The organism is Pantoea sp. SS70 (assembly GCF_029866845.1).
Lineage (GTDB): Bacteria > Pseudomonadota > Gammaproteobacteria > Enterobacterales > Enterobacteriaceae > Pantoea > Pantoea leporis.
Genome location: NZ_CP117199.1, coordinates 1,647,638 through 1,670,527, shown reverse-complemented (window position 1 = coordinate 1,670,527; position 22,890 = coordinate 1,647,638). Strand labels below are relative to the sequence as shown.

General features: G+C 51.9%; 22 protein-coding genes and 2 pseudogenes. 14 read left to right on the top strand and 10 right to left on the bottom strand.

Features of this window, described 5'->3' with window-relative positions; genetic code table 11:
* Positions 1-39: 39 nt before the first annotated feature.
* Together PO881_RS07720 and PO881_RS07715 are read right to left on the bottom strand one after the other, a co-directional pair.
* Positions 40-267, bottom strand: a pseudogene (locus PO881_RS07720) (DNA polymerase V subunit UmuC); the annotation flags it as partial.
* A complete protein-coding gene (locus PO881_RS07715) occupies positions 267-506 on the bottom strand; it encodes a DNA polymerase V (protein WP_280172705.1) in 240 nt (79 codons plus the stop codon). The pseudogene PO881_RS07720 and the gene PO881_RS07715, both read right to left, overlap by 1 nt.
* Before the next feature lie 902 nt (positions 507-1,408).
* Between PO881_RS07715 and PO881_RS07710 the strand changes: the two genes are divergently transcribed.
* Both PO881_RS07710 and PO881_RS07705 read left to right on the top strand, forming a co-directional pair.
* Positions 1,409-2,344, top strand: coding sequence for a glycosyltransferase family 2 protein (locus tag PO881_RS07710; RefSeq protein ID WP_280172704.1), 936 nt, complete (start codon positions 1,409-1,411; stop codon positions 2,342-2,344).
* A 2-nt stretch (positions 2,345-2,346) separates the two neighbouring features.
* On the top strand, positions 2,347-3,957 hold the full coding sequence (locus tag PO881_RS07705; protein ID WP_280172703.1) for a hypothetical protein: 1,611 nt from the start codon (positions 2,347-2,349) through the stop codon (positions 3,955-3,957).
* Here PO881_RS07705 and PO881_RS07700 read toward each other — a convergent pair.
* The 6 genes and pseudogenes from PO881_RS07700 to icd all read right to left on the bottom strand — a co-directional run bounded on the left by PO881_RS07700 (position 3,922) and on the right by icd (position 8,465).
* The gene (locus tag PO881_RS07700) at positions 3,922-4,467 is read right to left on the bottom strand and encodes a hypothetical protein (protein WP_280172702.1); all 546 of its coding nucleotides are present in this window, start codon (positions 4,465-4,467) and stop codon (positions 3,922-3,924) included. The genes PO881_RS07705 and PO881_RS07700 overlap by 36 nt on opposite strands.
* A 39-nt stretch (positions 4,468-4,506) precedes the next feature.
* Positions 4,507-4,662, bottom strand: coding sequence for a hypothetical protein (locus PO881_RS07695; protein WP_280172701.1), 156 nt, complete (start codon positions 4,660-4,662; stop codon positions 4,507-4,509).
* Between the two features lie 196 nt (positions 4,663-4,858).
* Positions 4,859-5,416 (bottom strand): phage baseplate assembly protein, encoded by a 558-nt coding sequence (locus tag PO881_RS07690; protein ID WP_280172700.1) that lies wholly within the window; start codon positions 5,414-5,416, stop codon positions 4,859-4,861.
* A pseudogene (locus PO881_RS07685) lies at positions 5,416-6,488 on the bottom strand (phage baseplate assembly protein). Before PO881_RS07685 ends, PO881_RS07690 begins: the two are co-directional and overlap by 1 nt.
* 22 nt (positions 6,489-6,510) lie before the next feature.
* On the bottom strand, positions 6,511-6,879 hold the full coding sequence (locus PO881_RS07680; protein ID WP_280172699.1) for a hypothetical protein: 369 nt from the start codon (positions 6,877-6,879) through the stop codon (positions 6,511-6,513).
* 335 nt (positions 6,880-7,214) lie between these two features.
* A complete protein-coding gene (gene icd, locus PO881_RS07675) occupies positions 7,215-8,465 on the bottom strand; it encodes an NADP-dependent isocitrate dehydrogenase (protein WP_280172698.1) in 1,251 nt (416 codons plus the stop codon).
* A gap of 110 nt (positions 8,466-8,575) precedes the next feature.
* On the opposite strand from icd, the gene rluE reads away from it, so the two are divergent.
* The 8 genes from rluE (at position 8,576) to PO881_RS07635 (ending at position 16,401) form a co-directional block, all read left to right on the top strand.
* Complete coding sequence (gene rluE / locus PO881_RS07670; protein ID WP_192413626.1) at positions 8,576-9,235, top strand: 23S rRNA pseudouridine(2457) synthase RluE; 660 nt, start codon at positions 8,576-8,578, stop codon at positions 9,233-9,235.
* A gap of 30 nt (positions 9,236-9,265) precedes the next feature.
* Positions 9,266-9,739 carry an NUDIX hydrolase gene (locus tag PO881_RS07665; protein WP_280172697.1) on the top strand — a complete coding sequence of 158 codons (474 nt, stop codon included), beginning with the start codon at positions 9,266-9,268 and terminating at the stop codon, positions 9,737-9,739.
* 42 nt (positions 9,740-9,781) lie between these two features.
* On the top strand, positions 9,782-10,894 hold the full coding sequence (gene mnmA / locus PO881_RS07660; protein ID WP_280172696.1) for a tRNA 2-thiouridine(34) synthase MnmA: 1,113 nt from the start codon (positions 9,782-9,784) through the stop codon (positions 10,892-10,894).
* A gap of 36 nt (positions 10,895-10,930) precedes the next feature.
* The gene (hflD, locus tag PO881_RS07655) at positions 10,931-11,572 is read left to right on the top strand and encodes a high frequency lysogenization protein HflD (RefSeq protein ID WP_280172695.1); all 642 of its coding nucleotides are present in this window, start codon (positions 10,931-10,933) and stop codon (positions 11,570-11,572) included.
* A gap of 44 nt (positions 11,573-11,616) precedes the next feature.
* On the top strand, positions 11,617-12,987 hold the full coding sequence (purB, locus tag PO881_RS07650; RefSeq protein WP_101760807.1) for an adenylosuccinate lyase: 1,371 nt from the start codon (positions 11,617-11,619) through the stop codon (positions 12,985-12,987).
* Positions 12,988-13,089: 102 nt separating this feature from the next.
* Complete coding sequence (gene phoP, locus PO881_RS07645) at positions 13,090-13,758, top strand: two-component system response regulator PhoP (protein WP_101760808.1); 669 nt, start codon at positions 13,090-13,092, stop codon at positions 13,756-13,758.
* Positions 13,759-13,761: 3 nt separating this feature from the next.
* Positions 13,762-15,222, top strand: coding sequence for a two-component system sensor histidine kinase PhoQ (gene phoQ, locus PO881_RS07640; protein WP_280172694.1), 1,461 nt, complete (start codon positions 13,762-13,764; stop codon positions 15,220-15,222).
* Positions 15,223-15,279: 57 nt separating this feature from the next.
* Entirely contained in the window at positions 15,280-16,401 is a 1,122-nt protein-coding gene (locus PO881_RS07635) for a cupin domain-containing protein (protein WP_217546945.1), read from the top strand.
* 205 nt (positions 16,402-16,606) lie between these two features.
* On the opposite strand, the gene pepT is transcribed toward PO881_RS07635, so the two are convergent.
* Positions 16,607-17,836, bottom strand: coding sequence for a peptidase T (gene pepT, locus PO881_RS07630; protein WP_101760812.1), 1,230 nt, complete (start codon positions 17,834-17,836; stop codon positions 16,607-16,609).
* A gap of 299 nt (positions 17,837-18,135) precedes the next feature.
* On the opposite strand from pepT, the gene potA reads away from it, so the two are divergent.
* From potA to potD, 4 genes are read left to right on the top strand one after another with little or no spacing between them, the layout of a single operon-like run.
* Positions 18,136-19,248, top strand: coding sequence for a spermidine/putrescine ABC transporter ATP-binding protein PotA (potA, locus tag PO881_RS07625; protein ID WP_280172693.1), 1,113 nt, complete (start codon positions 18,136-18,138; stop codon positions 19,246-19,248).
* Positions 19,232-20,092, top strand: coding sequence for a spermidine/putrescine ABC transporter permease PotB (potB, locus tag PO881_RS07620; RefSeq protein ID WP_280172692.1), 861 nt, complete (start codon positions 19,232-19,234; stop codon positions 20,090-20,092). The genes potA and potB overlap by 17 nt, the downstream gene beginning before the upstream one ends.
* Positions 20,089-20,862: a spermidine/putrescine ABC transporter permease PotC gene (gene potC / locus PO881_RS07615; RefSeq protein WP_280172691.1), complete on the top strand. Its 774-nt coding sequence runs from the start codon at positions 20,089-20,091 to the stop codon at positions 20,860-20,862. Before potB ends, potC begins: the two co-directional genes overlap by 4 nt.
* A gap of 10 nt (positions 20,863-20,872) precedes the next feature.
* Positions 20,873-21,916: a spermidine/putrescine ABC transporter substrate-binding protein PotD gene (potD, locus tag PO881_RS07610; RefSeq protein ID WP_192413637.1), complete on the top strand. Its 1,044-nt coding sequence runs from the start codon at positions 20,873-20,875 to the stop codon at positions 21,914-21,916.
* A gap of 109 nt (positions 21,917-22,025) precedes the next feature.
* Here potD and cobB read toward each other — a convergent pair whose 3' ends face one another.
* On the bottom strand, positions 22,026-22,859 hold the full coding sequence (gene cobB / locus PO881_RS07605; protein WP_101760816.1) for a Sir2 family NAD+-dependent deacetylase: 834 nt from the start codon (positions 22,857-22,859) through the stop codon (positions 22,026-22,028).
* Positions 22,860-22,890 lie beyond the last annotated feature (31 nt).

The window sequence follows — 22,890 nt, the reverse complement described above, 5'->3', positions numbered from 1 at the left end:
AGTTTACTCACTCAATGTTGCATTCCACTTAACTTACTAGAGCGCATAGTTGCTGTTGAATACGTGAATCTTATGCCGGCGGATTTCGTTTTTCAGCTTGAAGTAAGGCGCACCCATTGGGATTTTCAGCTCTTTCACCTCAGCGCTGCGGACGATCACACAGCCGTCGTTGTCGCTGAGCACCAGAACCGGCTTACCGCGCAAATCAGGCCTGAACACCGTCTCGCAGCTGGCGTAAAACGAGTTCACGTCAACGAGCGCAAACATCACATGCCGCCGTTTGGATTGAATACCTGAAATACGCGCTCATCACCTTCCGATGTTGAAATATCGCGGAAGACTGACTTGTGAGCCTCGATCCAGTTATTCGCTTGCCGTGGCGTGTAATGCCAGTTCAGGCGCTCAAGTTCACTGACAAAGTCGAGTGTGCTTACGGTGTACCGGCCAGCAGCATCGCGTTTGATTGTGAACCTGAAGGCGTCTTTGATTTCGTAGTCGCGGGGCATGGTCACCTCCCTCCCTGATAGATACTGCATATAAATACAGTTATATCGATCTATAGGATCGATCAAGTCGATTGATGGCGGTTTTTTACCAAGGGATTGACGGGGAAGGGAATTATATTGAAGCAGATGATTTGAATGAGAATTTATCCATAAATAACCTACACCTTAGTCAGTAAAAGATGCTCGATTCATAGGACTGAGGTGCCTCCTGAGGATTTATTTGTTATGTAAGGCTACATCAAAGAAGGCTTTTTGACTTGGGCCTATTAAAATGCTAACGAATTTCACGTGTCAAGCTATCAATTCTGGATTTAGCCCTAACGATTCAAAGAGAACGCGAGAAGTCAATACTATGTGGTGATAACAATCATCTATAATACAAATTAAGATAATTCCATTTAACGTAAATTTGTGTTAGCTTTGTGTAAGGGTATAGTAAGAAATGGATTTTTATTCATAATGCGTATGTTTTTTAAAATTTTTTTCAATTCTAAATTCTTCCGTTTTTGTATTGTCGGCGGTGCCAACACTCTGTTTACAGTCTCAATAATATTTATAATGATCCATTTGAATTACGGACCCTATTTTTCTAATGCCGTTGGCTTTAGCGGAGGAATAATCCTTAGCTTTATTATGAATAGCATATTCACATTTAAAGAACGCATAAAATTTGAGCGATTCATTAAGTTTTTAATCACTTGCGGCATGTGCTACTCGCTTAACATTCTCGTCTTATTTTTAGTGAAACTTTTATATCCAAATGTGATGTTTGTTAATCAGATTCTTGGAATGCTGGTTTATACCGGCAGTAATTTTTATATCTCAAAAAAATGGGCCTATAAATGATTAGCAGGAACTCAAAACCCAAGTTATGTATAGTTGTACCTTGCCACAATGAAAGTATGGCTTTCCCTCAAACTCTTGACTCCTTGAGCCGAGTTTTGAATGATTTAGTATCGAAAAATAAAATCAATCCTTTAAGTTACATCCTTTTTGTCGATGATGGCAGCAAGGACAACACTTGGGAGTTGATAAGAACCAATTCAGCCCAGAGCAATATTGTTTCTGGTTTGAAACTATCAAGAAATTTCGGTCATCAGGCAGCCCTTCTTGCTGGTTTGAACGAAGCAATGGTTAGTTCTGATGTATCAATAAGTATTGATGCAGATTTACAAGATGATGTGTCATGCATTGAAAAAATGATTGATTCTTACATGAATGGCAATGAAATCGTCTATGGAGTAAGGCTAAGGAGGAATACTGACACATGGTTTAAAAGAAATTCAGCAAACTTATTTTATAAATTAATGGCATTGATGGGTGTTGAACAAGAAGCAAATCACGCTGATTTCAGGCTGATGAGCACTTTAGCTCTAGAGGCTTTTACGAAGCTCGATGAACGTAATTTATATATAAGAGGCATGATCCCCCTAATTGGATTCAGAACTGATAGGGTTTTTTATTGTAGAGCTGAAAGGTGCGCTGGAGAAACAAGCTATCCTCTATCCAAAATGATTTCCTTAGCCGCAAAAGGCATAACCTCCGCGACCATGTTCCCGCTTAGAGGAATTTTCTATATTGGTTTAACAACATGTTTGATTGCGATTACATTAATTTTTTATACTCTCATTCAAAATTACTTAGGCAACACACTAACCGGATGGACCTCGCTCACACTATCAATTTTGTTCTTTGGTGGAGCCCAGTTATTATGCTTAGGAGTAGTAGGTGAGTATATTGGTAAAATCTATACTGAAGTAAAGAGAAGACCGCTTTTCTTTATTGAAGAAAAATTAAATTTGCAGATCAACGAAAAAAAGATTTTTCAGGATAATTAATTGTGATGCATAGGAATATTACACTTATCAAAAAAACCCTCATGGTCGCTCTTATTTATTCAATGGGCTACTTAATTTGCTTCATTCATCAGAATTTTTTCTATGTAAATTATATTCATGGTGATGCAGCAGTGATGAAAACCCTTGCTCAAGCCATTATAGATAGTCATAGTTTATTGCCGAAGGATTTTTACTACGGCAATCAAATTATTTTCTTAAGATCTAGCAGCTTCATTGCGCTTGCAATGCTGCTAGGATTTAATGGTCTAAACGCATTTATCGTCGGCTCATGCTTATCAGCAGGCCTCTGGTTCAGCTTGATATATTTTAGTTTGAAAAGGGTTTTAAGAAATAAAGCCACTTCAATTGTCTGTGTGTTGTCAGTTTTTATACCATTCGGCTATAATGACAATGACTTCATGCTGGGACAACAATCACATCTAGCTATTGCATCATTAACTTTGATTTTTACAATATTTACTTATCTTTTTATTAAAGAGCGACGGAACATAGATTTATTCGTCGTATTTTCCTCAGGTTTATTAATAACCTCTGAATTACCCATTCGAGGCGCACTAATTTCATTGCCAATCATCATCTCCACCGTCCTATCATATAAAAACAAAAGCAGCCTTAAAATCATCGCATGCTCAGTTGCCTCCTTAGCCTCCGGAGCAATAGTGAATCATTACCTGTTGAAACACACAGGCAGGCTTCAGATGGATTTATCAGAGGGCATGAAAATACTTAGCTTAGACTCCGACATCTCGAATATTATAAGCATATCATTTTCTTTACTTAAGGCATCAAGCTCAGTCAATTTCTATTCTGGGCTTCCAGTTGTAAGCATAGCGTTCGCTTTCTATTCCATAACAATTTTAGCAATTATTTTATCTTGTGTGTTTTTTTCATATTCACTTAAAGAATTTTGGGTTGCGTCTTTAAAGAAATACAGCGTAGCATATATATTAGAATGTAATTTTGTGACTTTTATTTCCTCCACGGCCGTTGTGGCTTTAATTATTAATATATTAGCAACTGCATGCTTCAATCCGGACTCGTCAAGGCACATAATACCAGCTGTTGCAATTTTTGAGGTTGCATTCACCATTACATCATTGAATATCCTAAGCAAGTTAACACATAAAATAAAAGCATTGGCTGAAATACTCATGGTTGCCTTTTTTTTATGCACTTCCTTTTGGGCTGGTTACTCACTGAGCAAAAATGTTATGTACCCCAGCATAACTTTCTTACCTCAAAATAAGTCTCTTATACCTTTAGTTGAATCTGCTGTTAACAATACGGGTATAGTTAATCTATATGGTACTAATTTTTGGCGCATCATGCCGTTTGGCTTGCTGTCGAATGATATCGTAACAGGTGAGATTTCAATTTCAGGCAACAAATTTTTTGCTCGCCACTGGCTATCGCGAAAAAGCGCTTTTTGCCAGAAAAAAGACGTTCTGTATCTTCTCTTTGATGACTCACAAGACGACAGAAAATTAGAAATCCAAATATCTAAAGCCGGCGGAATTTTAGTATATAAAGGTCATTCAATGAATATATATAAATCCCTACCAGTTTGGAAAGTTGAAAGTAGCTGTAAGTAAACATATCGCCTCCGCTGTCTTTTGCAGTGGAGGCGCGTTTAAAATTCTATCTCCCCCTGCAATAGATCCCGACCCCCATTGAATAATCACCCCATTCGGAGATTTGATGTAGCCGGAATCACCCGACAGCAGAGAAAACTGACCGAGGTTAATGGCGTGATTTGACTGAGAAGCTGGAGCAACTTGTTGCGGCCCCATCGTGTTTTGTGCAACAAGGAGGGATGAACTTTTAGCTGCTGACCAAACAACACGAATAACACCCTTCGCCGCACCAATTTCACCGCCCTGCAATGCGCCTACTGGCCCAATAACCGGATAAGCTTGGTGAGCATTTACCTTCAGAGTTACTGCACCGGTATTAGGTGCAGCACATGCGATATCAAAAGCTTGGTCGTCCACCAGCGCTGTGATTGCAGGTGTAGAGGAAATTACAATCGCGTTCGCAACCCCAGTATCTGTATAAAACACCTGATTTGAAAGGCGAGGCAAAAGTTTTAATGCTGACTGCAACTGATTGCGGGTGCCTTTTGCCAGCGCGATACCCGCCCCTTAAATTATATTGCAAATCTCTTCCTGAACTGAATCAAAGAAGTTTTCATCAAGCGCAGTGGGCAACTCACCGGTTTGCGGGTTGCCGCCAGTAAAGCCATTTTTACCCGTGCCGAATTTATCCACCTGAGCGGTAGAGGTATCTATGCGATGCATAATTACTCCGTTTACAAAAAGATTACGCAGGTGTGAAATGGCGCAAGCTTGCCGAGGACGCATTCAACAACGGTGTCGCCCCAGTTTCGAATTGAATCAGTGCATTCACCGATGCATTTCATCGGTTTTATCTTTACGGATGCCGGAATATTCACGCGCCAGTAATAGCACCATTCGTCGCGATTTGTTGTGAGAATCATAATCCACCCATTTTCTGCAAGGTTGCATCCGTGGTGCCGCCGCCGTCCCCGTTTTCTTTATGCGTATGCCCGTTATGAGTCACACGCATCTGGGCCATGGAGACACCGTCAGAATCACAGTAATCGGTAATGTTTCCGGTTGCCTCTATGTCCATTTCGAAACGAGCTTTGGGGGCATTTTTGAGTGTGATGAGTTTCCCACCACCATCCACAACGATCCCAGTTCGGGTAAGCGTCACCGACTTAGCCTCGTCGTCATTAATGGCAACCTCTCCACCCTTTAAGCCTTTCAGGCGGTAGCGACGATCCGCGACTACCAGCACGACGCCATGAGAGCGATCACCATCGAAGTAAGCCGCAACGGCCTCTGCGCCGCTCAGTGCAGCTGAGGTAAAGCCGTAAGGCTCAAGGTGTTCGATATCACTTTTGCCCTCCCCGGCTGGCATACTGATTTCCAGCATCTGGCATTTGCTGGCCGTGTCGATACCCCGCAATACCGTGCGAGCGAGAATATTTGAAAGTGCGCGGTTAAACGCATTGAATCGACCAGCCATCAGAAATCATCCTCCGCTGCGGCTTTTTTCTTACGTTTGCCGGGCTTGGCAGGCTCGGGAAGATAAGCATCTGCAGGGCCAACACGCAGCTCACTGATGGTGCCGTTTTCATCCTGCTGGTAGGTCACCTCCGCAATCACCATTTCACGGTTATCAAACCCCAGAACAGGATCGAACACGTTCACCAGTATGTTAGGCTGCCAAAGCTTACCGTCTTCCTGATGCCAGCCCTGAACGGTATAAGTCACTTCGTCAGTCCTGGCGGCGCGCTGGCGCATCTCGAATTCGCTGCGTTCAGCACAGGTTTCTGTCGTGGCATTGCCGGCCTGTCTGACCAGCAACGGCCTGAACCTAGCTATTCCGGTATGGTAGCTGTGCCACGAATCGCCGTAGTCGTTGCCTCGCCAAAATCATCGTTGTTTCCGGCGCGAATGCCTGAAACCTGATAGGATCTGAAGCGGTCCTTGATGCTCTGTTCGCTGTCACATGTCAGGATGTTCTCTCCCAGCACCAAAGCGGTAGTAGCCCTGACCGTACCAATGCCGCCGATGACTAAATCACCCGCCGCATTGTCATAGGCCAGCGCCCGCTGCAGGCCCAGCATATTATTCAGCACATCCATAACAGATTCACCCTGGTCGGGCTGTACGCCCTGCAGTATGCCGAACACGCCGCCCGCATCCACAACGTTGATACTGAACGGTCTGGCAAGGTCTGCGGCAACCTGAACGATTGAACGTCCGTTGTACTGCGAGGGTATTGCTGAGCAATCAACAAGGTCTACTGTTTTACTGCGGACAACGATACCCATTGAGATGCTGTTGGCGTCATACCTTACAGGCGTTGTTTCCACCCATCCGGTGATGACTAGATCATCACCAATCTGCACTTCAACCTGATCGGATTTTTTAATGCGACTGCGGCGACTCACCTGTGATTCATCACCCGGCCATGACCGGGTGATCTGGACGTTGAAATCCCTTGCGATGCGTTCAATGCCTGACGCAATGCGAACGGATGTCCACCCGCCCCACTCACGGCCATTAACGCGTAGAAGTACGGTTGTATTCAATGGGAGGGCATTCTCAGGGTTTTTACCGGAACAAAGCCGGGTGCCGAATGGCGTTGCGCGCGGTAATGTCATATTCACGCCCGGCATCGTCATACCAGTCAGCAGCAAGCACTACTGCGGGTAAAACTTCTGGCGGTACGCGCTCAATCGTTCTGGAGGTTTGCTCAAGTCGCGAAGTGATATCTTCATTCAGCGCGGTGCGTACCTGCCGCAGCGCGAGAAACAGCCCGTCATCGGTAACACGGACCATCTCCTGATCGATGGCGGTGTTAAGCGTGTCTCGTACTTCGGTGAGATCATCCCAGGACGGAACCGTATCCGTTCCTGTAGAGGTGATAACGCCCACAGCTGTGTCATCTTCCAGTAAATCATTCACTGCCGGGTGCGACACTATTACCGCTGTAGAGGATTGTTCACTTGTGACCGTGGTTGAGGCTGTGGACTTTGGTAAATTCGTCACCGTATTCACCGCCTCACAGAGCGCTGAAGTACGGATCGCCTGCGCAACGTGATACAAAACGCCTACTTGGACATAAAAACCAGGTTCAAACGGAAAAATACAATGATGACAGGGGTAAAGAATGGCTGATAGTGGCTGTCTAAATTAGAGAGATTTTTAGCCAGTTTTGCAGAAGGGTTTTGCAGGAGTTTTGCAGAAGAGATTTCAAGGTGGTTAATTCACCCCAACTCCCTGACAGGAAATCGGGGTGACAATAACATGAGTTATTACATGTTGTTGATGATCGCGTCACCAAACTCTGAACATTTCAGCAGTTTAGCGCCTTCCATCAGACGTTCGAAATCGTAGGTCACGGTTTTGTTAGCGATAGCGCCTTCAACACCTTTAACGATCAGGTCAGCCGCTTCGAACCACTCCAGATGACGCAGCATCATTTCAGCTGACAGGATCACTGAACCTGGGTTCACTTTATCCTGACCTGCATACTTCGGTGCTGTACCGTGCGTCGCTTCGAACAGGGCACATTCGTCACCGATGTTGGCGCCTGGTGCGATACCGATACCGCCAACCTGTGCCGCCAGGGCATCAGAGATGTAGTCACCGTTCAGGTTCATACAGGCGATCACGTCATATTCCGCCGGACGCAGCAGGATCTGCTGCAGGAAGGCGTCGGCGATCACGTCTTTAACGATGATCTCTTTACCGGTGTTCGGGTTCTTGAACTTCATCCACGGGCCGCCATCGATCAGCTCGCCGCCGAACTCTTCTTTCACTAACTGGTAACCCCAGTCTTTGAAAGAACCTTCGGTGAACTTCATGATGTTGCCTTTGTGAACCAGGGTCAGAGAATCACGGTCGTTGGTGATGGTGTATTCAACCGCTGCGCGCACCAGACGTTTAGTGCCCTCTTCCGAGCATGGCTTAACGCCGATACCACACTGCTCAGGGAAGCGAATTTTCTTCACGCCCATCTCTTCGCGCAGGAACTTGATCACTTTATCCGCTTCTGGCGTGCCCGCTTTCCACTCGATACCGGCATAGATATCTTCTGAGTTTTCACGGAAGATCACCATGTCGGTCTCTTCTGGACGCTTAACCGGGCTTGGCGTGCCTTTGTAGTAGCGAACCGGACGCAGACAAACGTACAGATCCAGCTCCTGACGCAGCGCAACGTTCAGAGAACGAATACCGCCACCAACTGGAGTAGTCAGCGGGCCTTTGATGGCAACGCGATATTCTTTGATTAAATCGAGGGTTTCCTGCGGCAGCCAGACGTCCTGGCCGTAGAGTTCTACTGATTTTTCGCCGGTATAAATTTCCATCCAGGAAATTTTTCGCTCGCCGTTGTAGGCTTTCTTCACAGCGGCATCAACCACTTTCAACATTACCGGGGAAACATCAACGCCGATACCGTCACCTTCAATGTAAGGAATAATCGGGTTATTCGGAACATTCAGTTTTCCCTGATCCAGGGTGATTTTTTGACCTTCCGCCGGAACAACTACTTTGCTTTCCATCAACCTCTCCTTCGAGCGATTTTTTGTTAATGATTTGTAAGATGCGGGTCAATACTACTTGATTATTTCCGCTACGCCAATCACCGTAGTTTCGCGCTATAATGCGCCGAATGTTTCCGACTGCAAAGCCCATGCGAAAAACTTCTCAACGAATTCACCAGGATAAGCGCGCAAGCGCCCCGGCACGTAAGCCCGTGCGCCGCGATACCCGTCCGAAAGGTCCAAGACGCGTCATACTCTTTAACAAACCATTCGATGTTTTGCCGCAATTCAGTGACGAAGCCGGACGCCGCACGCTGAAGGATTTTGTGCCGGTGAGCGACGTCTACGCCGCTGGCAGACTCGATCGCGACAGCGAAGGATTGATGATTTTGACCAACGATGGCGCGCTGCAGGCCGCGCTGACGCAGCCCGGCAAGCGCACCGGAAAGGTCTATTTTGTGCAGGTGGAAGGTGCGCCGCAGGAATCAGATTTATCCCTGTTACGCAGCGGCGTGACGCTGAACGATGGCCCCACTTTGCCGGCAGGGATTGAGTTAGTGGGCGAGCCAGAGTGGCTATGGCCGCGCCAGCCGCCGATTCGTGAACGCAAAGCGATTCCCACCAGCTGGCTGAAAATCACCTTGTTTGAGGGACGAAATCGCCAGGTGCGCCGCATGACGGCACACATCGGCTTTCCGACATTGCGCCTGATTCGCTTTGCGATGGGCGAACATCAGTTAGGCGATTTGCCCCCGGGTGAATGGCGCGATATCAGTGCAGCCATTTAATAACTTTTAGTTAACAATTTCGGAGGAAGGATGTTTAAACCTCATGTAACGGTCGCCTGTATTGTGCAGGCACAGGGACATTTGCTGGTGGTTGAAGAGCGCGTGCACGGTCGTATTACCTGGAACCAGCCCGCCGGGCATCTTGAGGCCAATGAAACCCTGCTCGAAGCCGCTCAGCGTGAACTGTTTGAAGAGACCGGCATTGACGCCGAACCTGAATATTTTCTCGGCGTGCAGCAGTGGATTGCGCCGGACGATACACCTTTTGTGCGTTTCCTGTTTGGCCTCGATCTGGCCGAAAAAGTCGATACCTCGCCGCACGATCGCGACATCGACTGCTGCTGGTGGCTGCCGCCAGAGCAGATTCTGACGGCCAATCGCCTGCGTTCGCCGTTAGTGGCAGAGAGCGTGCGACTGTGGCAACAAGGCGAGCGTTATCCGCTGCATCTGGTCGCGCCGTTCCAGTGGCCGTTTCATGAGGGTGCGCGCCCCGCTTCTGCATGATAGAATGCGCCGCCTGTTTTTATCGTAATTTAAGAGTGCGTCATGTCTGACAACAGCCAGAAAAAAGTGATCGTCGGAATGTCCGGCGGCGTCGATTCTTCCGTTTCCGCCTGGTTACTGCAGCAGCAGGGCTACCAGGTTGAAGGCCTGTTCATGAAGAACTGGGAGGAAGACGATGGCGAGGAGTATTGCACCGCCGCCGATGATCTGGCTGACGCACAAGCCGTGTGTGACAAACTCGGCATCAAACTGCACAAAATCAACTTCGCCGCTGAGTACTGGGATAACGTGTTCGAGCACTTCCTGGAAGAGTACAAAGCCGGCCGCACGCCGAATCCTGACATCCTGTGCAACAAAGAGATCAAGTTCAAAGCCTTTCTCGAATTCGCGGCGGACGATCTCGACGCAGACTTCATCGCCACCGGCCACTACGTGCGCCGTCAGGATGTGGATGGTCAAAGCCGCCTGCTGCGCGGCCTCGACGGCAACAAAGATCAGAGCTATTTCCTTTACACGCTCAGCCACCAGCAGATCGCGCAAAGCCTGTTCCCGGTTGGCGAACTGGATAAGCCGGAAGTGCGCCGCATCGCTGAGCAGCTGGATCTGATCACCGCGAAGAAGAAAGATTCCACCGGCATTTGCTTTATCGGTGAGCGCAAGTTCCGCGACTTCCTTGGTCGTTATCTGCCTGCGCAGCCGGGCGAAATCGAAACCGTTGACGGCGAAATCGTCGGTGAACATCAGGGCTTGATGTACCACACGCTCGGCCAGCGTAAGGGGCTGGGCATAGGCGGCCGTAAAGAGAGCAACGACGATCCCTGGTATGTGGTCGATAAAGATGTGGCGCGCAATCGCCTGATCGTGGCGCAAGGCGGCGAGCATCCGCGCCTGATGTCCGTGGGGTTGATTGCCCAACAGCTGCACTGGGTTGATCGCCAGCCAATGACCGCGCCGCTGCGCTGCACGGTGAAAACCCGCTATCGCCAGACCGACATTCCGTGTGAAATTATTCCGCACGGCGATGACCGTATTGAAGTCCGTTTTGACGAGCCGGTTGCGGCCGTCACGCCAGGCCAATCCGCCGTGTTCTATCTCGGTGAAGTTTGCCTCGGCGGCGGCATTATCGAACAACGCCTGCCTCTGGCAGAAGCCTAAGGTCGGCGCTGCCCGACGCGACGACAGGAGTTAAGCGTGGCTAAGAACTATTATGAGATTACGCTGGCGCTGGCGGGCGTATGCCAGGCCGCCCATGTGGTGCAACAGCTCGCGCAGCAGGGAAATTGCAATAACGCGGCACTGAATGTGTCGCTGCGCAGCCTGATCGATCTCAATCCCGGTTCGACGCTGGCAGTGTTTGGCAACGACGAAGCCAATTTAAAGGTTGGATTAGAGACCTTGATGGCGGTGCTCAACAGCAGCAATCGTCAGGGTGCCAGCGCTGAACTGACCCGTTATACCTTATGCATGATGGTGCTGGAGCGTAAGCTGCATGGCAACAAAACCGCGATGAACACGCTGGCACAACGCATCGGCCAGCTTGACCGCCAGCTGGCGCATTACGAGCTGGAATCGGACACCATCATCAGCGCAATGGCCGGCATTTATGTGGATGTGATTAGCCCGCTGGGCCCGCGCATTCAGGTGACCGGTTCACCGCAGGTGCTACAGAATTCACAAGTGCAGAGTAAAGTGCGCGCCGCCCTGCTGGCCGGCATTCGCTCTGCGGTGTTATGGCAGCAGGTTGGCGGTGGCCGTCTGCAGCTGATGTTCTCGCGCCAGCGCTTGCTGAGCGAAGCTAAAACCATTTTATCCCGCCTGGGCCCGGCGTATTAAGCGCCGCCCCGGCATAATTGTTAAACGATTCAGGAGTTGCACTGATGGAATTATCCTCTCTGACCGCCGTTTCACCTGTCGATGGTCGTTACGGCGATAAAGTCAGCCCACTGCGCGCCATTTTCAGCGAGTTCGGTTTGCTGAAATTCCGCGTTGAGGTTGAGGTTCGCTGGTTACAAAAATTGGCCACGACTGTCGAGATCAAGGAAGTTCCTGCATTTGATGCCGACGCAAACGCTTTCCTTGATGCCATTGTCGCCAATTTCAGCGAAGAAGACGCGGCACGCATCAAAACCATCGAGCGCACCACCAACCACGACGTCAAAGCCGTGGAGTATTTCCTGAAAGAGAAAGTGGCCGATGTACCCGCGCTGCATGCGGTGTCTGAATTCATTCACTTCGCCTGTACCTCCGAAGATATCAACAACCTGTCGCATGCGCTGATGCTGGAAACCGCTCGTCGTGATGTGATCGTGCCGTTCTGGAACCAACTGATCGATGCTGTTAAAGGTCTGGCACACGAATACCGTGACATTCCGCTGCTGTCGCGCACCCATGGCCAGCCGGCAACGCCGTCAACCATGGGTAAAGAGATGGCGAACGTGGCATACCGTCTCGAGCGCCAGTTGCGTCAGCTGAGCAAAATTGACGTGCTGGGTAAAATCAACGGTGCGGTCGGTAACTATAACGCCCACATCTCCGCCTACCCGGAAGTGGATTGGCACCAGCTGAGCGAGCAGTTTGTTACCTCCTTAGGTCTCACCTGGAACCCGTATACCACGCAGATTGAGCCGCACGATTACATCGCTGAACTGTTTGATTGCATCGCGCGCTTCAACACCATTCTGATCGACTTTGATCGTGATATCTGGGGCTACGTGGCGCTCAATCACTTCAAGCAGAAAACCATCGCCGGTGAAATCGGTTCGTCCACCATGCCGCACAAAGTGAACCCGATTGACTTCGAAAACTCCGAAGGCAACCTCGGCCTGGCTAACGCCATGATGCAGCATCTCGCCAGCAAACTGCCGGTGTCACGCTGGCAGCGCGACCTGACCGACTCCACCGTGCTGCGTAACCTTGGCGTGGGCATCGGTTATGCACTGATCGCTTATCAAGCCACACTGAAAGGCATCTCTAAACTGGAAGTGAACCGCGATCGTCTGCTGGACGAGCTGGATCACAACTGGGAAGTACTGGCTGAGCCGATCCAAACCGTGATGCGTCGTTACGGTATTGAAAAACCGTACGAGAAGCTGAAAGAGCTGACGCGCGGTAAACGCGTTGATGCTGCCGGTATGCAAACCTTTATCGATAGCCTCGAACTGCCGGAAGAGGAAAAAGTGCGTCTGAAGCAGATGACGCCAGCCAACTACCTCGGCCGTGCGATTCAGATGGTTGATGATTTGAAGTAATGCGGTGGCCAGGCGCGTTTCGCGCGCCTGGTTGTTCTCTGGTTTAGCTGGCTTTGCGTATACTCTCCTCATCATCACTACGTTCGAAGCTAAGGAAATACTATGCGTGTTCTGGTTGTGGAAGATAATGCGCTGCTACGCCATCACCTCGCCGTGCAATTGCGTGAAATGGGCCATCAGGTCGACGCCGCAGAAGATGCCAAAGAAGCGGATTATTTCCTGCAAGAACATGTCCCCGACATCGCGCTGGTCGATCTCGGTTTGCCCGATGAAGATGGCATGTCGCTGATTCGCCGCTGGCGCACCGATGCGGTACGTCAACCGATTCTGGTCTTAACCGCGCGTGAAGGCTGGCAGGCCAAAGTGGAAGCGCTGGAAGCGGGTGCCGACGACTATGTCACCAAGCCGTTCCACATTGAAGAAGTGGCTGCACGCTTGCAGGCGTTGATGCGTCGCAACAGCGGACACGCGTCGCAAATTATCTCTATGCCGCCGTTCCAGGTCGATCTCTCTCGCCGCGAACTGACGGTGCAAGATGAACCGGTAAAATTGACCGCTTTCGAATACACCATCGTCGAAACCCTGATTCGCAACGCGGGTAAAGTGGTGAGCAAAGATTCGCTGATGCTGCAGCTCTATCCGGATGCCGAACTGCGCGAAAGTCACACCATCGACGTGTTGATGGGCCGTCTGCGTAAAAAAATTCTCTCACTCTATCCAACCGAAGTGATCAACACCGTACGCGGCCAGGGCTATCGCTTTGATCTCTGATTTATGACGTGGTTCCGGCGTTTACGCCCCTTCTCTCTCCGCGCTCGTTTTCTGCTGGCGACCGCGGCGATCGTGTTGTTTTTGTCACTCTCCTACGGCATGGTCGCGGTGGTTGGCTATGTCGCCAGCTTCGATAAAAATACCTATCGCGTGATGCGCGGTGAGAGCAATCTGTTCTTCACGCTGGCGCAGTGGCACGACAATCAGCTCACTATTGGCCAGCCGGAGCGCATGACGCTCAATTTCCCCACGCTGGTCTTTATCTACGATGAACGCGGCAAACTGCTGTGGCAGCAGCGCGATGTGCCCGAAATCCGCAAAAAGATCCATCGTGAATGGCTGCTCAAGCCCGATTTCTACGAAATCGATACCAGCAATCGCACCAGCATGGCGGCGATGGGCAACAACCCGCAGGCGAAAGAGCGGCTGCACGCGCTGGATAGCGACAGCAGTGACACCTTCACCCACTCGGTCGCGGTCAATCGCTACGATGCCACCACCAACTTACCGGCGCTGACCATTGTGGTGGTCGACTCAATTCCGCAAGAGTTGCAGCATTCCGATGTGGTGTGGTCGTGGTTTAGCTATGTGCTGGCGGCCAATCTGCTGCTGGTGATCCCGCTGCTGTGGCTGGCGGCGCACTGGAGTTTGCGGCCGATTGGCGATCTCACTTCGCAGGTGCGCGAGCTGGAAACCGGTCAGCGCGAGAATCTCGATGACAATCCGCCGCAAGAGCTACGTAGTCTGGTGCGCAATCTTAACCTGCTGCTGACCAACGAACGCCAGCGCTACACGCGCTATCGCACCACCTTGTCGGATGTCACCCACAGCCTGAAAACCCCGCTGGCAGTGCTGCAAAGTACGCTGCGATCGTTACGCAATGGTAAAGAGTTAACCATTGAACAGGCCGAACCGGTGATGCTGGAGCAGATCAGCCGCATCTCGCAGCAGATTGGTTATTACCTGCATCGTGCCAGCATGCAGGCCGATCACAATCCTCTGCAGCGCGATTTGCATTCGGTTTCGGCGCTGCTCGATAGCCTGTGCTCGGCACTGAATAAAGTCTATCAACGCAAGGGCGTGGCGATCACGTTGGATATCTCGCCGGAGCTGACCTTTATCGGCGATAAAAATGACTTCATGGAAGTGCTCGGCAACGTGCTGGATAACGCCTGCAAATATTGCCTCGAATTTATTGAAGTCACCGCACGACAAACCGACAACACCTTGCATCTGTTTATTGATGATGACGGCCCCGGCATTCCGGAAAGCAAACGCGATCTGATCTTCGTGCGCGGTCAACGTGCCGACACCTTGCGTCCCGGCCAGGGATTAGGTTTAGCCGTGGTGCGCGACATCCTCGAACAGTACGCCGGCCAGGTGATCGCCACCACCAGCCCGCTCGGCGGCGCGCGCATGGAAGTGATTTTCCAGCGCCAGGAAGTCGAGCATCACCGCGAGTAGAAAGGGACGCGGGCTGTTATACTTGCCATCATTCTTTGCAGCAAACGGACTCCTCATATGGACTATCAGCTCGATATCAACTGGCCCGACTTTATTCAGCGCTACTGGCAGAAACGCCCGGTGGTGCTTAAACGTGGATTTAAAAACTTCGTCGATCCTATTTCTCCTGACGAGCTGGCCGGTCTGGCGATGGAAAATGAGGTCGATAGCCGTCTTGTCAGCCATAACGAGGGCAAATGGCAAGTCAGCCACGGCCCGTTTGAAAGCTACGATCATCTCGGTGAGAGCAACTGGTCGCTGCTGGTGCAGGCGGTCAACCATTGGCATGAACCTTCTGCCGCACTGATGCGTCCGTTCCGTTTTCTGCCCGACTGGCGTGTTGACGACCTGATGATCTCGTTTGCCGTGCCGGGAGGCGGCGTCGGTCCGCATTTCGATCAGTACGATGTGTTTATCATTCAGGGCACTGGCCGCCGTCGCTGGCGCGTGGGTGAAAAAGTGCCGTTGAAACAGCACTGCCCGCATCCGGATCTGCTGCAGGTTGAGCCTTTCGACGCCATCATCGATGAAGAGATGGAGCCCGGCGATATTCTCTATATTCCGCCAGGATTCCCGCACGAAGGCTATTCGCTGGAAAACGCCATCAACTATTCGGTCGGCTTCCGCGCACCGAACGGTCGCGAGCTGATCAGCGGTTTTGCCGATCACATGCTGGCCAACGAATTGGGCAGCTACCGCTACAGCGATCCCGATGTGCCATCGCGCGATTGCCCATCGCAAATTCTGCCGTCAGAACTGGAAGGCATCCGCAAAGTCATGATGGATGTGATTAACCAGCCGGAGCAGTTTAATCAGTGGTTTGGCGAGTTTATTTCTCAGTCGCGTCATGAGCTGGACGTCGCGCCGCCGGAGCCGCCGTATCAACCGGACGAAATCTACGATGCATTGCAGCAAGGCGATGCGCTGACGCGGCTCGGCGGCCTGCGCGTATTGACCATTGGCGATGTGGTGTTTGTGAACGGTGAATCGGTCACCAGCAGCCATCCGCATGTGCTGGCGGCATTGGCGCACAATCACGTGCTGACGCTGGAAGATTTCGGCGATGCGCTGGATGACCCTTCACTGCTGGCGCAGCTGGCGGCGTTGGTGAATAGCGGTTATTGGTTCTTCGGCGAGTAAGTTTCAGTCTGTCTCGGGGTTTCTAAAACTCGGTGGGTGCTCGGACGGTGCTCGCTGTCCCCCTCCTCGGTCCTCCCCCATAAATGGGGGAGGAAGATGCTGCAATATGTGAGTAGGGAGTTGGGAGCTGCATGGGGCAGCGTCTCCTTCCCCCATTTATGGGGGAAGGCCGGGATGGGGGACAACCCGCGCTAAGCAATCACCATCAGCCCTTCTTCTGCCCCGCCAGCTCAGCCAAACGCACAATCACATCCACCGACTGCGCCATCACATTGAGTGAGGCGAACTCGTGCTTGCCGTGATAGTTGTAGCCGCCGGTGAACAGGTTCGGACATGGCAATCCTTTCCACGACAGCGCAGAGCCGTCGGTGCCGCCGCGAATCGGTTTGACGTTCGGTTCGATGCCGCAATCGCGCATCGCCTGCAGCGCCAGCTCAATAATGTGCGGATGCGGTTCGACTTTCTCGCGCATGTTGCGATAACTGTCGCTGATCTCCACTTTCACCGAACATTCGCTTTGCAGCCCTTTGCTGACGCGCTGACCAATCTCTTCCAGCAGCTGTTTACGCTGTTCATAGCTGTCGGCATCAAAATCGCGGATCAGATACATCAGCTCGGCGTGCTCAACCGTGCCTTTGATGGTGTGCAGATGGAAGAAGCCTTCATAGCCGTCGGTATACTGCGGCTTCTCTTTGGCTGGCAGTTCCGCGTGGAAGCGCATCGCCAGATCCAGCGCATTGACCATCACATTTTTAGCGCTGCCTGGATGCACGTTGTTGCCGGTGATTTTAACCATCGCGGTAGCGGCATTGAAGTTCTCGAACTCGAACTCGCCGAGATCGCTGCCATCAACGGTATACGCCCAATCGGCGGCAAAGCCTTCGACGTCGAAGTGCGACGCGCCGCGACCAATCTCTTCATCCGGTGTAAAAGCCACGCGAATCGCACCGTGTGGCGTATCCCCTTTTGCCAGACGCGCCATCGCGGTCATGATCTCGGCGATACCGGCTTTATCATCCGCGCCGAGCAGCGTTTTGCCATCGGTGGTGATCAGCGTATGACCGATCAGCTTATGCAGGACCGGGAACATCACCGGTGACAGAATTTCATCACCGTTACCGAGTGCGATATCGCCACCGCGATAGTTTTCAATAATCTGCGGATTGACGTTTTTGGCGGTAAAATCCGGCGAGGTGTCCATGTGCGAAATAAAGCCGATTACCGGCGTGGCCCAATCAACGTTAGCCGGTAAGGTGCCCATCACACAGCAGTGATCGCTCAGAGAGACATCAACAAAGCCCAGCGCGATAAGTTCTTCCTGTAATTGACGCGCCAGCGTCCACTGCCCTTCGCTGCTTGGCACCTGTCGTGCCTGAGGTTTTGACTGAGTTTCTACTGCAACATAACTGAGAAAACGCTCAAGTAATTGATCCATCTGTCATCCCTCTAAAGAACCTGCGTCATTATCATGGTGGCCAAATGGCACCATGTTGCGTCAAATCATTATCCTTCAGGTTAGCTCTCTCAACGTGACTTGCGTTGAAAATTCGCTCACTCGCGCCTGTCCGACTTATCCGTTACGCATACTCCGGCATTTTTCAGAGTTTTCAAGGTAAATCCGTGGCAAAACATGGCATTGACACATTTTTGCGGTATCATCGCGCCCTTCATCACAGCAAGCGGCCACCAGCGGCTATGCTGTAACCTGATTCACCATCAGACTGAGTGACTAAAATGACGCAAACACGCGCGCCTGCGCTGGTTACGCTTTCTGGCATCAGTAAAGCTTTTGATGGCAAAACCATCATCTCTGACTTAGACCTGACCATCCGTCACGGCGAGTTCATCACGCTGCTTGGCCCTTCCGGCTGCGGAAAAACCACCATTTTACGCCTGATTGCCGGGCTGGAAGTGGCCGATTGCGGTCATATCACTCTTGATGACAATGACATCACCGAACTGCCCGCCGAGCATCGCCACATTAACACCGTGTTTCAGAGCTACGCGCTGTTCCCGCACATGTCGGTGTTTGAGAACGTCGCCTTTGGCCTGCGCATGCAGAAAACCCCGGCGGCGGAGATCACCACGCGCGTTAACGATGCGCTGGCGATGGTGCAGCTGGAGAGTTTTGCCGATCGCCGTCCGCATCAGCTTTCGGGCGGTCAGCAGCAGCGCGTGGCGATTGCGCGCGCGGTGGTCAATCGCCCGAAAGTGCTGCTGCTGGACGAGTCGCTGTCGGCGCTGGATTACAAACTGCGTCGCCAGATGCAAAACGAGCTCAAAGCGCTACAGCGTAAGCTTGGCATCACCTTTGTGTTTGTGACGCACGATCAGGAAGAGGCGCTGACCATGTCCGATCGTATCGTGGTAATGCGCGATGGCCGCATCGAACAGGACGGCACGCCACGCGAGATTTACGAAGAGCCCGCCAACCTGTTTGTGGCGCGCTTTATTGGCGAGATTAACGTGTTCGATGCCGAGGTGCTGAACAGCGATCATGCGCCTACAATCCGCGCGCGCGTGGAAGGCCTTGAATGCACGCTGCAATGTGATTTCCCGGTCAGCGTCGGCGATAAACTGCACGTGCTGCTGCGCCCGGAAGATCTGCGCGTTGAAGAGATCGACCACGACAGCCGCAGCGATAATCTGATCGGCTTCGTGCGCGAGCGCAACTATAAAGGCATGACGCTGGAGTCTACTGTTGAGCTGGAGAACGGCAAGCTGCTGACGGTGAGCGAGTTCTTTAATGAAGACGATCCCGATTTTGATCACTCGCTGAACCAGAAAATGGCCGTCAGCTGGGTCGCCAACTGGGAGGTGGTGTTGCCGTATGAAGTTGATGCGTAACCGCCTGCAGAAAGTCATTGTCGCGCTGATCGTCAGCTGGCTAACGCTGTTTGTGCTGCTGCCTAACCTGATGATTTTCGCCACCAGCTTCCTGACGCGCGATGATGCGCATTTTGTCAGTATGGCCTTCACCCTCAATAACTACACGCGGCTGCTCGATCCGCTCTACGCTGATGTGCTGCTGCACTCGCTGAATATGGCGTTGATCGCCACGCTGTGCTGCCTGCTGCTCGGTTATCCGTTTGCCTGGTGTCTGACGAAACTGCCGGCGCGCCTGCGTCCGCTGATGCTGTTCCTGCTGATTGTGCCGTTCTGGACCAACTCGCTGATCCGTATCTACGGTCTGAAAATATTCCTCAGCACGCGCGGCTGGCTAAATGAATTTTTGCTGTGGCTTGGGGTGATCGATAAACCGTTTCGCATCATGTACACCTCGGAAGCGGTGATTCTGGGGCTGATCTACATTCTGCTGCCGTTTATGGTGCTGCCGCTCTACTCCAGCCTGGAAAAGCTTGATAAATCCTGCCTCGAAGCGGCGCGCGATCTTGGCGCGAACAAAGTGAAAACCTTTTTACGCATCATTCTGCCGCTCACCATGCCGGGCATTGTCGCTGGTTGCCTGCTGGTGTTTATCCCGGCGATGGGCTTATTCTTTGTAGCGGATTTGCTGGGCGGCGCGAAAAACCTGTTAATTGGCAACGTGATCAAGAGCCAGTTCCTGAATATCCGTGACTGGCCGTTCGGTGCTGCCACCAGCATTGTGATGACGCTGCTGATGGGGCTGATGCTGGTGGCTTACTGGCGCGCAGCGCGTATGCTGAACAGCAAGGTGGAACTGCAATGATGGCGCGCTGGTTACGTGGCGGCTTCATGGCCGTGATTTATGCCTGGTTTTATATCCCGATCAGCATTCTGATCGTCAACTCCTTCAACCGCTCGCGTTTCGGGATTAACTGGCAGGGCTTCAGCACGCAGTGGTATCGCCTGCTGATGAATAACGACAGCCTGATTCAGGCGGCACAACATTCATTGCTGATGGGCGTGCTCTCTGCCAGCTGCGCCACGATAATCGGCTCGCTGACCGCCGTCGCGCTCTATCGCTATCGCTTCCGTGGTAAACCGTTCGTCAGCGGCATGCTGTTTGTGGTGATGATGTCGCCGGATATCGTGATGGCGATTTCGTTGCTGGTGCTGTTTATGCTGCTGGGCATTTCGCTGGGCTTCTGGTCGCTGCTGTTCTCGCATATCACCTTCTGCCTGCCGTTTGTGGTCATCACCGTCTATTCGCGCCTGAAAGGGTTTGATGTGCGCATGCTGGAAGCCGCCAAAGATCTTGGTGCCAGCGAAGTCACCATTTTGCGCAAAATTCTGCTGCCGCTGGCGCTGCCGGCGGTCGCAGCGGGTTGGCTGCTGAGCTTTACGCTGTCGATGGACGATGTCGTGGTATCGTCGTTCGTCACCGGCCCGAGCTTCGAAATTTTGCCGTTAAAAATCTATTCGATGGTGAAAGTTGGCGTGTCACCGGAAGTGAACGCGCTGGCGACAATTTTGCTGCTGCTGTCGCTGCTGTTGGTGGCGCTCAGTCAGCTGTTGCTCCGTGATAAAACCAAATAGAGGATAATCGATGAAAAAGTGGTCTCACTGGCTGGCGGCTGGGGCGCTGGCATTGGGCATGCAGAGCGCGCAGGCGGACGCCGGCAAAACGCTCTACTTCTATAACTGGACCGAATACGTGCCGCCGGGACTGCTGGAGCAGTTCACCAAAGAGACCGGCATCAAGGTGATTTATTCCACCTACGAATCCAATGAAAGCATGTATGCCAAGCTGAAGACCTGGAAAGATGGCGCCTACGATTTGGTGGTGCCTTCAACCTACTTCGTCGCCAAAATGCGTAATGAAGGCATGCTGCAAAAGATCGATAAAACCCAGCTCAGCAACTTCAAAAACCTCGATCCTAACCTGCTCAACAAGCCGTTCGATCCTAATAATGATTACTCGATCCCCTATATCTGGGGCGCGACCGCCATTGGCATCAACACTGACGAAGTGGATGCCAAAAGCATTACCCGCTGGGCCGATTTGTGGAAGCCTGAGTATAAGCAAAGCCTGCTGCTGACCGACGATGCGCGTGAAGTATTCCAGATGGCGCTGCGTAAGCTGGGCTATTCGGGCAACACCCGCGATCCTAAGCAGATCGAAGCCGCTTATGAAGAGTTGAAAAAGCTGATGCCGAACGTGCTGGCGTTTAACTCCGATAATCCAGGAAATCCGTTTATGGAAGGCGAAGTGAACGTTGGGATGATCTGGAACGGTTCCGCCTACGTGGCGCGTCAGGCGGGCACGCCGCTGCAGATTATCTGGCCGCGGGAAGGCGGGATTTTCTGGATGGATAACCTGGCGATTCCGGCCAATGCGAAAAATCGTGAAGGCGCGCTGAAGCTGATTAACTTCCTGCTGCGTCCGGATGTGGCGGCACAGGTGGCGGAAACCATCGGCTATCCCACGCCAAATCTGGCAGCGAAGAAGTTACTGCCACAGGAAGTGGCCAGCGATCCTTCGCTTTATCCTGCTGAGGATGTGATCAAAAACGGCGAGTGGCAAAACGATGTCGGTGACGCCAGCGTGCAGTATGAGACGTTGTTCCAGAAGCTGAAGGCGGGACGTTAACTCTCTGCGGCTTCCCCTCACTCTACCCTCTCTCGCAAGCGCGAGAGGGTTCCGTCTAGCCCCTTCTCCCTCTGGGAGAAGGTTGGGATGAGGGAAAGCGCGCACAAACCTACTTATACAACCCACGCAAAAACGTATGCACAAACTCCGGCACCACTTCGCTTGCTAAGCCGTAATGACGCTCGGCAAACTCATTGCCGACCTGGCTCGGTTCCAGATTCAGCTCCACGGTATGCGCGCCCTGCAGTTTCGCCTCGTGGACAAAACCGGCGGCGGGATAGACATGGCCCGACGTGCCAATGGCGATAAACAGATTCGCCTGCTCAATCGCCTGATAAATCTCTTCCATCCCCAGCGGCATTTCGCCGAACCACACGATGTGCGGGCGCAGCATGGCCGGGAACTGGCAGCAGGTGCAGCGATCGTCCGCGGTTAAATCTTCGGTCCAGTCCAGCACTTGTCCACTGCTGACGCAGCGCACTTTCAGCAGTTCACCGTGCATATGCAGCACGCGCTGGCTGCCGGCGCGTTCGTGCAGGTTATCGATATTCTGCGTCACCAGCAGGAAGTTATCGCCCAGCACCTGCTCCAGTTCCGCTAGCGCTTTGTGCGCGGCGTTGGGCTGAATTTCTGGCTGCTGCAGCTGTTGACGCCGCGCGTTGTAAAACGCCTGCACCAGCGCCGGATTGCGTTGAAAACCTTCCGGCGTGGCGACATCTTCCACGCGATGCTCTTCCCACAAGCCATCGGCGGCGCGAAAAGTGCGAATACCGGATTCGGCGGAGATCCCCGCGCCAGTCAGCACCACCACGCGCGGTTGCGGATGCGCGGCCAGTTCAGCTTTGCGATCGCGCTCGAAGATGCGCTGGCGAAAGCGCTGATGCACTTTGCGGCGGTTTTTTTTGTCGCGGGCGAGTCGTAGGCGGCGGCGCGGTATGCGCATAAAAGCTCCTTATCTGCGGCGTTTATTGCCG